9 protein-coding genes and 1 other annotated feature (1 of these 10 running past the window's edge) are annotated in these 13,226 nt (G+C 45.4%); of the genes, 5 read left to right on the top strand and 4 right to left on the bottom strand.

Going from position 1 to position 13,226, the window contains the following annotated elements:
• Positions 1-185: a binding site (T-box leader), on the top strand (it extends 26 nt beyond the left edge of the window).
• Positions 186-240: 55 nt separating this feature from the next.
• From leuS to ABFX15_RS11500, 4 genes are all read left to right on the top strand, one after another.
• Positions 241-2,658, top strand: coding sequence for a leucine--tRNA ligase (gene leuS / locus ABFX15_RS11515; protein ID WP_346025547.1), 2,418 nt, complete (start codon positions 241-243; stop codon positions 2,656-2,658).
• A gap of 68 nt (positions 2,659-2,726) precedes the next feature.
• A complete protein-coding gene (locus tag ABFX15_RS11510; protein ID WP_346025546.1) occupies positions 2,727-4,487 on the top strand; it encodes an ABC transporter ATP-binding protein in 1,761 nt (586 codons plus the stop codon).
• Positions 4,488-4,687: 200 nt separating this feature from the next.
• On the top strand, positions 4,688-6,349 hold the full coding sequence (locus ABFX15_RS11505) for a putative polysaccharide biosynthesis protein (protein WP_346025545.1): 1,662 nt from the start codon (positions 4,688-4,690) through the stop codon (positions 6,347-6,349).
• 49 nt (positions 6,350-6,398) lie between these two features.
• The gene (locus tag ABFX15_RS11500) at positions 6,399-7,118 is read left to right on the top strand and encodes a pseudouridine synthase (protein ID WP_346025544.1); all 720 of its coding nucleotides are present in this window, start codon (positions 6,399-6,401) and stop codon (positions 7,116-7,118) included.
• A gap of 284 nt (positions 7,119-7,402) precedes the next feature.
• Here the strand turns inward: ABFX15_RS11500 and ABFX15_RS11495 are convergent, their stop codons facing one another.
• Positions 7,403-7,669 carry a hypothetical protein gene (locus ABFX15_RS11495; protein ID WP_346025543.1) on the bottom strand — a complete coding sequence of 89 codons (267 nt, stop codon included), beginning with the start codon at positions 7,667-7,669 and terminating at the stop codon, positions 7,403-7,405.
• Positions 7,670-8,198: 529 nt separating this feature from the next.
• Entirely contained in the window at positions 8,199-9,047 is an 849-nt protein-coding gene (locus tag ABFX15_RS11490; RefSeq protein WP_346025542.1) for an NAD(P)H-hydrate dehydratase, read from the bottom strand.
• A 184-nt stretch (positions 9,048-9,231) separates the two neighbouring features.
• Between ABFX15_RS11490 and pepV the strand changes: the two genes are divergently transcribed.
• Entirely contained in the window at positions 9,232-10,641 is a 1,410-nt protein-coding gene (gene pepV / locus ABFX15_RS11485) for a dipeptidase PepV (protein WP_346025541.1), read from the top strand.
• A 128-nt stretch (positions 10,642-10,769) separates the two neighbouring features.
• Here the strand turns inward: pepV and ABFX15_RS11480 are convergent, their stop codons facing one another.
• Both ABFX15_RS11480 and ABFX15_RS11475 read right to left on the bottom strand, forming a co-directional pair.
• Positions 10,770-11,915: a GerMN domain-containing protein gene (locus tag ABFX15_RS11480; protein ID WP_346025540.1), complete on the bottom strand. Its 1,146-nt coding sequence runs from the start codon at positions 11,913-11,915 to the stop codon at positions 10,770-10,772.
• Positions 11,916-11,938: 23 nt separating this feature from the next.
• The gene (locus tag ABFX15_RS11475; RefSeq protein WP_346025539.1) at positions 11,939-13,132 is read right to left on the bottom strand and encodes an iron-containing alcohol dehydrogenase; all 1,194 of its coding nucleotides are present in this window, start codon (positions 13,130-13,132) and stop codon (positions 11,939-11,941) included.
• Positions 13,133-13,226 lie beyond the last annotated feature (94 nt).

Below are 13,226 nucleotides of genomic sequence, written 5' to 3'. Positions count from 1 at the left end.
GTGTCTCTTTCTTCCAGAGAGTGTATGGGTGGTGAAAATACACAGAAAGACAGCTGAACTCGCCTGACAAGTTGCCTCGGGGAATCAAGTACCCGCTGCCGTTTTCCGCGTTAAGGACTGGAGGCTGTTTTACTTCATGTAAAACAGTAAACATAGGTGGTACCGCGATCATTAACGCCCTATGAGTAACAGCTCGTCTGTTATTCATAGGGCATTTTTTAATTTAAAGGAGAGAATTGTATGTCATTCAACCATAAGACGATCGAACAGAAGTGGCAGGCTGTCTGGGAAAAGAACCAGACGTTCAGAACCACTGAAGATAAGAACAAGGATAACTTTTATGCGCTTGATATGTTCCCGTATCCATCAGGTCAGGGGCTGCATGTCGGGCATCCAGAAGGGTACACGGCAACAGATATTATTTCACGAATGAAGCGTGCGCAAGGCTTCAATGTGCTTCATCCGATGGGATGGGATGCCTTCGGTCTTCCGGCTGAACAGTATGCACTGGATACCGGAAACGACCCAGCTGAGTTTACTGAAAAGAACATTCAGACTTTCAAGCGTCAGATCAAGTCGCTTGGTTTCAGTTATGACTGGGACCGTGAAATCAATACGACAGATCCTAACTACTATAAATGGACGCAATGGATCTTTACGAAGCTGGTTGAAAAAGACTTGGCTTATGAAGCGGAAGTCCCTGTCAACTGGTGCCCGGCACTTGGTACCGTTCTGGCAAATGAGGAAGTCATTGACGGAAAATCCGAACGTGGAGGACATCCAGTCTACCGTAAACCGATGAAGCAGTGGATGCTTAAGATTACGGCATACGCAGATCGTCTGCTGGACGATTTGGAGGAAGTGGACTGGCCGGAACACATCAAGGACATGCAGCGTAACTGGATCGGCAAGTCTGAAGGAGCTGAAATTACATTCGGCATCAAGGATTCTGCTGAATCGTTCACTGTCTTCACAACTCGTCCGGATACGATTTACGGAGCGACCTATGCTGTTCTTGCACCGGAATCAGATCTGGTCGACAAGATCACCTCAGCTGAACAGAAAGAAGCAGTCGATGCTTACCGCACTGAGGCAAACAAGAAATCTGACCTTGAGCGTACGGATCTGAATAAAAATAAAACGGGTGTCTTTACAGGAGCTTATGCAGTAAACCCAGTAACCAACGAGGAGATGCCGATCTGGATCGCTGACTACGTCCTGGCTTCATACGGTACTGGGGCAATCATGGCTGTTCCTGCTCATGATGAACGTGATTATGAATTTGCTCAGAAATACGATCTGACGATTCGTCCAGTCATTAAAGGCGGAGATACAGACAAGGAAGCCTATACGGGTGACGGTGAGCATATCAACTCTGGTATTCTGAACGGCCTGAATCAGGAAGAGGCAACAGAGACCATCATCACTTACTTGGAAGATAACAATATCGGTGAATCTAAGACAACTTATCGTCTGAGAGACTGGCTGTTCGCCCGCCAGCGTTACTGGGGTGAACCGATTCCTGTCATTCACTGGGAAGATGGCACGACAACCACAGTGCCTGAAGAAGATCTTCCGGTAACCTTGCCTAAAACGGATGAAATCAGACCATCCGGTACAGGTGAATCACCGTTGGCCGTCATTGAAGATTGGGTCAATGTAGTAGACGAAAAAACAGGTATGAAAGGGAAAAGAGATACGAACACGATGCCGCAGTGGGCAGGAAGCTCGTGGTATTTCCTTCGTTTCATCGATCCAAAGAACCCGGACCAGCTGGCAGATCCTGAAAAACTGAAACAGTGGCTGCCTGTCGATCTTTATATTGGCGGAGCGGAACACGCAGTACTTCACCTGCTTTATGCTCGCTTCTGGCACAAATTCCTTTATGATTTAGGTCTGGTTCCGACTAAAGAGCCATTCCAGAAACTTTACAACCAAGGTATGATCCTGGGAGAAAACAATGAGAAAATGTCCAAGTCAAAAGGGAATGTTGTCAATCCAGACGTCGTAGTGGAAGAATACGGTGCAGATACATTGCGTCTATATGAAATGTTCATGGGACCTCTGGATGCAGCCATCGCCTGGAGTGAAGACGGACTGGAAGGCGCACGTAAGTTCCTGGACCGTGTCTGGCGCCTATTCATCGATGAAGATGGAAAAGTCAGAGACCGCATCACCACTTATGACGACAAATCTCTAGAGGTTGTCTTCCATCAGACTGTGAAGAAAGTGACGGAAGATTATGAGAATCTGCAATTCAATACAGGAATTTCCCAGTTGATGGTTTTCATCAATGCCGCGTATAAAGCAGAAGGTCTGCCGCTTGACTATGTCAAAGGATTCATCAAGATGCTGGCACCGATCGCACCTCACGTCTCGGAAGAACTGTGGGCGAAAGTGACCGGAGCTTCCGAAAGTATTTCCTATGAAGAGTGGCCGTCATATGATGAAACTAAACTGGTTACGGATGAAGTAACGGTCGTTTTCCAGATCAACGGAAAGGTTCGTTCAAAAGCACAAGTGTCGAAATCGATAACGAAAGACGCACTTGAAGAACTGGCGCTTGCAGACAGTAGAATCCAGGAGATGCTGGAAGGACAGACCGTACGAAAAGTTATAGTTGTCCCAGGGAAACTAGTCAACATCGTAGCTAATTAACAGTTAGGGGATAAGAGGGAAGGGAGAGTCCTTCCCTTTTTCTCTGTAAAATAAAGTGAGGAAAGCTTATGCAAAAATCATCCGACCTGAAAACTCCAACAAAAAGTGACCTGAAAAAATTTACTCAACTGATCTGGTCAACGAAGATCTCAAAAGGGCTCATTGCAATCGGACTCGCAGGCAGCCTCCTGACGACCTTTACACAACTGATGATTCCACTCGCCACTCAGCAGTTCATAGATGGCATCGAATTCGACCAGTTTGGACCGTGGCTAGCTGCTCTGATTGTAGGTATCTTCATTTTTCAGGTTATTTTCAATGGATTTTCAAATTATGTGCTGCACAAGATCGGTCAACGGGTAGTGGCGAGTCTGCGTTCTTTTTTATGGAATAAAGTGATCAAGCTCCCTGTTTCCTATTTTGATCAGTATGCATCAGGAGAAGTGGTCAGTCGGATCACGAATGATACGACGATCGTCCAGAATCTGATCTCGTCCTTTTTTCCGCAGTTTATCAACGGGATTCTGTCCCTGTTTGGTATTTTTATTATCTTGGTACTCATGGACTGGCAGATGACTTTGGTCATGCTGACGGCAGTTCCACTTGCACTAATGCTGACGCGTCCTCTAGGAAAGAAAATAGCTAAAGTATCCAGAGAGATGCAGGATGAGACGGCCTCGTTTTCCGGAAAGATCCAGCAAACGATCGCTGAAATCAGACTGATGAAATCCTCAACAGCTGAAAGCTATGAACAGTCAAAAGGTAAGAAGGACATTGAAAAACTTTACACCATCGGATTAAAAGAAGGTAAATACATGGCCATCATCAGTCCGCTTATATATACGCTTATGATGGGGGTCATGGTGTTCGTCATCGGTTACGGAGGTGTACGCGTAGCCAGAGGACAGATGACTACGGGTCAGTTGGTAGCATTTCTGCTTTATTTGTTCCAAATCATTTTTCCGATCATCACCTTCATGAACTTCTTCATGCAGATGCAGAAAGCTACCGGTGCAACGGACCGCATCTCATCTATTTTAGAAGAAAAAGAGGAAGCTGAAGAACAGGGAGAAGACAGAACCATTGCTGACCTGCCTATTATTTTTGATCAGGTCAGCTTTTCCTATGAATCTGAGAAAGAAGTGCTCAAGTCCATTTCCTTTGAAGCACTTCCGGGAGAAAAGGTTGCGTTTGCTGGTCCAAGTGGTGGAGGGAAATCCACACTTTTTGCACTCCTGGAGCGGTTCTACACACCAGACAGTGGAGAGATTCGAGCAGGAGAGGTGTCTATAGAGACAATCTCGCTCAGTTCATGGCGCAGTCAGATCGGGTACGTTTCTCAGGAAAATGCGATGATGTCTGGAACCATCCGTTCCAATGTCTGTTACGGGCTGCCGGATGCCGACAGCATATCCGACGAGCGCTTGTGGGAAGTACTTGAAATGGCTTATGCTAAAGAATTTGTGGAGGAGTTTCCGGGCAAGCTTGATGAACCGGTTGGCGAACGAGGTCTGAAATTGTCAGGCGGACAGAGGCAGCGGATCAATATTTCCCGTGCCTTTTTAAGGGATCCTAATATCCTGATGATGGATGAGGCGACAGCCAGTCTGGACAGTCAGTCTGAGGAAAAAGTATCTAGTGCATTGAAGAAACTCATGGTCGGGCGGACCACTTTCGTCATTGCCCACCGCTTGAGTACGATAGTAGACGCAGACAAGATTCTGTTCATAGAACAGGGGCGTTTGACTGGTATAGGCAGGCACGAGGAATTGATGAAGACGCATCCTCTCTACAGATCCTTTGCTCATCAGCAGCTGGCAGATGAATGATGTGACAGTTTAACGAAAAAGAGATGAAAAATATTTATCTTTCGCTCAAAAGATTGCACGGAAACACTTAAAGCAGTAAAATAGAGTCTGTTACAAAGGAGCACTTTGCTCCTTTTTTCTATGAAAAGCGATAGGTAAAATGAATCCAGCGCACACAGGAGTGACAGCCAGCTGGTATCGAGTGAAAAGAGGGTTCTAGAATGAGTTCTGAAGCAACAAAAGGATTAACTAAAGAAATGTCTCATGACGAAAGAATGATAAGCGGAACTGCCTGGATGACTGCCGGAAGCATGATTTCCCGTATATTGGGTGCCTTGTATATCATTCCCTGGTATGCCTGGATGGGTGGACAGGGTCCGGGAGATGCAGCGAATGCATTGTACCAGATGGGTTATACGCCTTATGGGTTCTTTCTTGCTCTGGCGACGGCTGGCGTACCGAGTGCTATATCCAAACAGGTGAGTTACTATAATGCATTAGGGGAGTATGGGGTTTCAAAGGCCATATATAAACAGGGTCTCAAAATCATGGCTATCACTGGAGTCGTTTCAGCTCTGGTCATGTTTGTAATGGCACCGCTGCTTGCTGAAGCCAGCCCATCAGCCAGCGCATCTGAAGCCGTTCTAGTCATGCGCTCACTGACTCCGGCTTTACTCATCATTCCTGCTCAGAGTGTCACACGCGGATTTATCCAAGGACATAATACGATGAAGCCGTCTGCAGTGTCTCAAATACTGGAACAGCTGGCTCGAATCATTTTCCTCCTGTCAACTGTGTATGTCATCAGAGAGGTCAATTCCGGTGAAGTGGTGACAGCCGTTGCATTCTCTACCTTTGCAGCGTTTGTGGGAGCAATTTTTTCACTAGGTTATCTAGGATTTGTGCTCAAACGCATGAAGACAGCCTTCAACTATGAGCCTGAAGAAAGCAAAGGCGAGGTATCAGTCTCACCGAACGAGCTGATCATAAATATTATTAAAACGTCGATTCCATTCATCATCATTGCGACTGGAATCATCGTCTTTCAAATCGTCGACCAGGTCACATACGGCCCGCTCATGTCTGCCTTTTCAAATATGAGCGAAAGCATGATCGAACAGACTTACGGAATCACTCAGGCCAATGCACATAAACTGATCATGGTACTCACTTCTTTCGGTACGGCCATGTCGATCGCTTCAGTTCCTCTTATCAGTGATCTGATTGCGAAAAACAATATGAATGAAGTGCGCAGACAATTTTCAAAAGGAATCCAGCTTCTGCTGTTTGCCATGTTCCCTGCAGCAATTGGTATGGCTGTCGTCGCTGAACCGTTGTATACCATTTTCTACGGCAACAATGCTCTCGGAACTGGCATCACACAAGTGTCAGCTGTGATGAGTATATTTGTTGCACTATATGCGGTGCTGGGGAATATGCTTCAGGCTGCCAACCTGACTCGTCCGGCTATCAAAGCTCTGATGACCGGACTGGTAGTAAAAGTGGTCACCCAGGTTCTATTCGTATCATGGCTCGGTCCATACGGCATGCTGCTGTCATCTATCGCCGGTTTTGGCATAAGCTGCTGGCTGATGATGCGTATCATGCATGAACACACACACTATTCCGCAAGCAGACTGTTCAGACGTTCCCTTTTGATCCTGATTTTATCTGGAGCTATGGGAGTTGGAACACTTATTGTAAAATGGGGACTAGGATTCATCCTGAATTATGAAATAAGAATGCACTCGTTGATTGCGCTTGCAATAATAGCAGTAGTCGGGATCCTTATTTATGGTTATCTTGTGCTGAAAACGAGACTAGCTGACCGACTGATCGGTGCTAAAGCTGAACGTGCACGAGCTAAATTTAGAATGAAATAGAATACTCTTTGCACACTCAAGAGTTTATGAAATAACGAAAGGAGAGCATATGAGACTTGATAAACTGCTGGCCCACAGTGGCTTAGGCACACGAAAAGAAGTAAAGAAACTGTTAAAAACCAAAATAGTCGAGGTCAATGAAAAAACCGTGACGGACCCGAAGACTCATGTCGATCCTGATACGGACAAAGTAACGGTCGGTGGAGAAAAACTGGATTATCAGGAGTTTGTCTACTTCATGATGAACAAGCCTCAAGGCGTTATCAGTGCTACTGAAGACCTGATGCATGAAACCGTGCTTGATCTTCTGGAGATGCAGGACAGTCTGCAGGAGCCTCATCCGGTCGGTCGTCTGGACATCGACACAGAAGGGCTGCTGATACTGACAAACGACGGCAAGCTGACGCATCGACTGCTTTCACCGAAGCATCATGTAGACAAGCGGTATTATGCAGAAATAGACGGCATAGTCACTAAGGAGGATATCGTCCAGTTTAAAGAAGGTGTAACTCTGGATGACGATTATGAGACACTTCCTGCCGATCTGGAAATTCTGTCAACAGATGAGGAAGCTGGAACGTCAGTCATTGAACTGGTTATTCGAGAAGGGAAGTTCCACCAGGTCAAGCGCATGATACAGGCAGTCGGGAAAGAAGTGACCTACCTGAAACGCCTTGAAATGGGGCCAATCAAACTCGATGACACACTTGAACTTGGTGCTTACAGAGAACTGACGTCAGAAGAAGTCGAGTTATTGAAGAAAGCGTAAATATAAAAGAGATGCCCTTGAATCCGTCCAACTAATGCTGGAAACTTGGATTGAAGGGCATCTTTTTTTGTATTATTGGCCGATCGAAGGAAGTTAATCTGTTGGATTACTTAAATAGTCTTAAGACAAATGTTTGCAGATTTAGAACAAAACAATCATTTATAGTGAGGAAAAAGCCGCCAAATCGGCTTTTAACTACTTAAACAGACGATCAGTATCTGTTATGTAGAAGACAGCAAAATGACCAGCTATAGCCATTTGTCAGGCAACGACTGGTCATTTATTTATAGCACAAAGGTTTGAAGAACGAGCGCCAGGAAGCCGGCACCGACATAGGAGAACGCCAGAGCCATCGTCCATTTCATTTTTCTCTTATCCTGTTCGTGTTCTTCTTCTGTGACATATTCGCTTGCCTGAGGTGTGGACCACAGGGCGAACACGAAAAATCCGGCAATACCGAAAAAGTACAGAAGGTCCAGATTCATCAACATCAGGAGAAAACCGAGGAGAAACACCCAGATAGAATTGATCAGCAACTTATTTTTTTTCATCGTACACACATCCCTCTATGTGAACTACCCACCACTTAAATCCTCCGGATTTTGAAGTGGGGGCTTCCTACGAACTCCATTCTTGTCTGCACAGGTTTCATGCAGACAGAGGAATCGGATATGGGTAGGCTCAAAAGGCAGTCCCTGCCTCATAGGTTTTCTTTTACTTGGCTAACGCCAAGGAATACTCAGTAGGCTTGGTTGTCGCCTATATAGACTTGGTTATCGTCTATATATAAAGTATACCAAATGAGAATGACATTAACCACTTCAAGCTATCGCTTGACCGAAATTCATCTCCCACTTTCACTGGTGCTTCGCACCCATACGCTTAGAAGTGGGAGATGAATTTCGGAATTACGTTAAAAACTCTATCTGCATAAGTGTATCTTTTTTTATACTTGTTGACAATATATCCATAAACAGACAGAGGAAATTTAGGAAATTCTTCATAGATAACAATGAGTTTGTCAGACCACTTGGAAGGGAAATTGCCTTGTCCGATATCTTTTATGAATCCAAAGACCACTCAAACGAACCGTTTCCCACTGTCGTATTTTGAAAAAGTTTTCATTGTTTCAGGAATCTGCTCAATAATATGTGTTGGCAAGGTAACGTACTGGTGTCTGGCTAGTTCATCGCCAATGTAGCTGTGCAGGTATACGGATGCCAGAACAGCGTGTTTCTTATGCTCAAACTGTGCGACAAAACCGGCAATCATTCCAGCCAGAGCATCACCCATGCCACCGGTAGCCATTGCAGGATTCCCGGCAGTATTTTCCCAGACTTCATCCTCGTAATAGACCTCCGTCCGACTTTTTTTCAAAACCACTACCGCATTCAGATCCTTCACTTTCTGATGGTTCAGTTCAACGTCTTGATCATCGATCGGTACACCAGTCAGTGTACGCCACTCGCCTAAATGAGGCGTCACGATCAGTTCTGCTTTCAGAGGAGGGAGATTTTCATTGACATGCAGATGAATAGCATCCCCATCCAGAACTAGGATTTGCTCCTCGTCAATTGTTTCATAAACGGTTTTCATTACATCAGCCGCCCTCTGATCACGACCCAGACCCGGTCCAATGACGATCACATCCATCCCATCGATCATGGATTCCAACTGCTGGAGATCATACAACGTCAGACACATCGCTTCAGGAAGTCTGGAGTGAAGGGCAGCGTGATTACTTGGATCTGTAGCTACTGTCACCAGACCTGCGCCGCTGTGAACACAGGCTGAAGCAGATAAAATAATCGCGCCACCCATATTTTCGTTACCTCCAACTAACAGTACCCGACCATACGTACCTTTATAACTGTCTTTTTTTCGTTCAGTAATAAAGGCTTCTACTTTTCTTTTAGTTATTTTATTCATCTGGCATGCCTCCTTTCCTTTAGTTTACTCTTCAAATACTATCCAGTCGAGTAAAACCAGTCAGCATGTTTAGTTGACTGTTATAATGTGGAAAGAAGTGTTCGTGTCATCTTTAATTGGAGTTTAATGAAATAAATGATAAAATAGAGAAAGAGACACGAAAATGTATAGGAGGAATGTAAGAATGACTGAACACTCAATTGACTGGAAAGCTGAAGCGGCGAAACGTAAAGATGCGTTTCTGGAAGACTTGTTTGACCTGCTTCGTATCGATAGTGTACGTAATGATGATAAAGCAACAGAGGAAGCGCCTGTTGGACCTGGTCCCAAAGAAGCACTTGAGGCATTTCTGGCTTTAGGTGACCGTGATGGCTTCACAACAAAAAATGTAGATAACTGGGCTGGCCACATCGAATACGGTGACGGAGACGAACTCATGGGCGTACTGGCTCACGTCGACGTTGTCCCTACAGGAACGGGATGGGAAACAGATCCGTTTGAACCCGTGATCAAAGATGGCCGTCTCTATGCACGTGGATCAAGCGATGACAAAGGACCTGGTATGGCGGCTTATTATGCGATCAAGATGATCAAAGACCTTGATCTGCCGGTCTCCAAGAAAGTCCGTTTCATCATCGGAACAGATGAAGAAAGTGAATGGAAAGGCATCAAGCATTACCTTGAAACTGAGCCTGAACCTGACTTTGGTTTCTCACCGGATGCCACATTCCCGATCATTAATGGTGAAAAAGGGAATACAACTGTATTCATCGAAACAAAAGGAGACGGGTCCGGAGCATCAAATGAATTAGTTCAGTTTGAATCAGGCCTGCGTCCGAATATGGTTCCTCAAGATGCGGTAGCCGTCGTTAAAAGTGACGACCCTCAAGCTATCGAATCTGGACTGACTGACTTCCTTAATGGACTACCAGTCAAAGGGACAGCGGCTGTGGACGGAAACAAAGTAACGCTGGAATTCACCGGTAAGGCGGCTCACGGAAGCAAGCCGGCCAGTGGAGTCAATGCAGCGACTTACCTGGCACGTTATTTATCAGACTTTAATTTTGGAAAAGATGCAAAAACTTTCTTGGAAGTCATCACACTTTATCTGCACGATGATCCTGAAGGGAAAAAACTGGGTATCGATCATACGGACTCCGTAATGGGAGAGCTGACTTCCAATCCGGGTGTCTTCTCCTATAAAGCAGAAGAAGGCGGAAAAATCACGGTCAATATGCGTTACCCTCAAGGGACAACAGAAGATAAGATCTTAGATACTTTCAAAGACAAGCTGTCTCAGTATGATGTAGAGCTTTCAAACAGTGAAGGGAAGGAACCTCACTATGTTCCTGCCAACGATCCGCTTGTGACAACACTGCTGGACGTTTACCATCGTCAGACTGGGCTTGAAGCTCACGAAATGGTTATTGGTGGCGGAACATACGGCCGTCTGATGGAACGCGGAGTCGCATACGGCGCAATGTTCCCGGACAGTGTTGATACGATGCACCAGGCCAATGAATTCATGGCTGTAGATGATCTTATGAATGCAATGGCAATCTACGCAGAAGCAATCTACGAACTGATCAAATAAAGATAAGCTGAATGAAAAAAGGAAGAGCCGCGGCTCTTCCTTTTTTCTAATATGCTCAAATTAAAATTACTCACTAAAAGAAGCCATTCCTGAGAATAAAATGGCTTCTTTAGTACTTATTCCGTTAGTTACCAGCTGACTTGTGAATGGTCAACTGTCCAAGTCTCTCCTTCTTCCCTGTGGAGGTGTCCGGAAGAGTAGGGCTCATCATCGACTGTCAGCGAAACCTCTTCAACATTGTAGTAGGCTCCAATGGTATTGACCAGTGCCTGAACAATGAGTGACTCGATTCCCGATCCGGCATTCATATCATCAATCAGTTCTACGGAAAAGTCGGCATATGCAATGCCATCATCTCCAAGATACATATAGTTGATTTCAGCTGACCCAGCAATCAGAGCTAAAGAGTCGTAACCCTCGGCCTGTCCTCTCAGGACTTCTGTCAAAGCCACTCGAATGGGCTCGTTAGTATACAATTCAATAGACGTATTGACAGCTTGAAGCTCAGTAGCCTGATCATCGAGTGTAAAAACTGTCACGGAATGTTCTTCTGGCTGATTTTCCGCAAGTTCTGTCAATGTTGAACGAATCTCCATCTCATCGTCACCGGGATTTGAAATGCGCTCGACCAGCCCAATGCCATCAGCATAGTAATACACTGTCGTATTGCCTTCGCGTTCGCGCGTCAGTTCGATTGCATCAAAGGTTCCGAAAGGGAGGTCAATTTCAACTGCCACATCAGTTATTTCAGTTACTGAGCCAGTCGGGCTCTCCCAGGAGTGACCGGCTTCAATAGGCAGCTGGAGAATAATTTCGTGGTCATCCTGCGCACTGCTCAATCCGGTGTCCATCATATCATCTCTGAAATAGGTTTCCGGACGTACAAAAATTTCCCGTATTTCATCCTCAGTATACTCATAGACAGTAACCACATCGGTTCCAGCAGTCGACTCAATCATCTGAAGCGTGTCATCATGGGCGAACTGAGGATAACGGGTGAATGAGGCATACTCTATGCCTTCACCCTCGTATTCAAGCCAGGTGTCTTCCAGCTTGGGGAACCAGACTTCAAGATCTTGTGATACGGCATAGTCATCTTCAGTAAGGTCGTCCGTGTCGTCTTCATCTAAATCTTCGTCATCCTGTTCGGGTGCGATGACTTCTTCATCCGGCTCGTCGATATCCTCACTGTCATCTTCGTTATTGCAGCCAGCGAGAATGAGGCCAGCGGAAAGTGTCAGATACGTATACTTCAGCCAAGTGTTCGTCAACATTCTTATCACTCCTTAATTGGTGCTCAGTAATTTTTGTGAAGAGCCGTTCTGTAGATTTCTCTTGAAATATCCAAAGTCTGGTCGCCACGTTCCGAAATAGAATCATTGCCGTGTGCTTCGAGTTGTGAAACTAAGGTATCAATATCCTCTTCTTGAACGTTGACTTCAGAAAGGTTGACGGGCATGTCGATCGACTTGAAGAAGATGATCGTTTTAAGAATAGCTGCATCAATTTTTTCTTCTTCAGTCCCATCAGAAATGCCCCAGACTTTTTCGGCATATTGAACTAGTTTGTCCCATTTCTTGAGTTTACGGACCGTCATCACAGCCGGCATGATTGCAGAAAGCGTACGTGCATGGTCTGTATTGTTCAAGACAGTGATCTCATGGCCAAGTGCATGTGTCGACCAGTCTCCAGGTACTCCTCTGGACAGCAGGCGATTCAGCGCCAGAGTAGCGGTCCACATGAAGTTAGCTCTCAGATTGTAGTCATGCTTCGATTCGTCAATGACGTCCGGTCCAATTTCGATCAGGATGCGAAGCAGGCCTTCAGCAAATTCATCCTGCACTTTTCCGCCGACAGGATAAGTCAGATACTGTTCCAGAATATGAATGAATGAGTCAGTGATCCCGTTGGCCAGCTGCCTTTTTGGAAGAGTATAGGTCAGTTCAGGTTCGAGAACGGAAAATTTCGGAAAAACTTCCCAGCTGCTGAAGCTGACTTTAGCTTTCTTTTCCTTGAATGAAATAACTGACGTCTCATTCATTTCGGTCCCAGTGGCGGGGAGAGTCAGGATCGTTCCAAAAGGCAGGGCAGACTGGACAGGTTTACCAGCCCCGACACCTTTTCCGAAGATATCAGAAGGATTTCCATCAAATTCTGCTGCTGCGGCAATGAATTTCACGCCGTCAATGACCGATCCGCCACCGACTGCCAGCAGATAATCATATCCTTCTTCCTTGATAAGCTCCACGGCCTGCATGCAAGTTTCAAATGTCGGATTAGCTTCGATTCCGCCGAATTCGCCGACAGTCTCGTGTGACAAGGCTTGTTTTACACGGTCAAGTGTTCCGAATCGTTTGACGCTGCCGCCACCGTATAAGATGAGAACTTTCTTATCAGAAGGGATGTGCTTATCTAATTGTTCGATTTTATTTCTTCCGAACAGTATTTTAACAGGATTGTAAAAAGTAAAATCAGATATCTCTGGTTTCATATTAGTGCCTCCTTTGTAGTATAAGTTAGTGTCAATACTTTCTTTTAATAATTGCTTACAATGGTTGTTATATCAAGGAAAAGCAAAAAAACAC

The organism is Alkalibacterium indicireducens, from assembly GCF_039522005.1.
Taxonomy (GTDB): Bacteria; Bacillota; Bacilli; order Lactobacillales; family Carnobacteriaceae_A; genus Alkalibacterium; species Alkalibacterium indicireducens.
This window is presented reverse-complemented; position numbering and strand designations above follow the sequence as displayed.

Coding starts and splice junctions, on each gene's coding strand:
- ABFX15_RS11480 (WP_346025540.1), bottom strand. CDS start 11,915: ATGTTGACGAACACTTGGCTGAAGTATACGTATCTGACACTTTCCGCT.
- ABFX15_RS11505 (WP_346025545.1), top strand. CDS start 4,688: ATGAGTTCTGAAGCAACAAAAGGATTAACTAAAGAAATGTCTCATGAC.
- ABFX15_RS11510 (WP_346025546.1), top strand. CDS start 2,727: ATGCAAAAATCATCCGACCTGAAAACTCCAACAAAAAGTGACCTGAAA.
- leuS (WP_346025547.1), top strand. CDS start 241: ATGTCATTCAACCATAAGACGATCGAACAGAAGTGGCAGGCTGTCTGG.
- ABFX15_RS11500 (WP_346025544.1), top strand. CDS start 6,399: ATGAGACTTGATAAACTGCTGGCCCACAGTGGCTTAGGCACACGAAAA.
- ABFX15_RS11495 (WP_346025543.1), bottom strand. CDS start 7,669: ATGAAAAAAAATAAGTTGCTGATCAATTCTATCTGGGTGTTTCTCCTC.
- ABFX15_RS11490 (WP_346025542.1), bottom strand. CDS start 9,047: ATGAATAAAATAACTAAAAGAAAAGTAGAAGCCTTTATTACTGAACGA.
- ABFX15_RS11475 (WP_346025539.1), bottom strand. CDS start 13,132: ATGAAACCAGAGATATCTGATTTTACTTTTTACAATCCTGTTAAAATA.
- pepV (WP_346025541.1), top strand. CDS start 9,232: ATGACTGAACACTCAATTGACTGGAAAGCTGAAGCGGCGAAACGTAAA.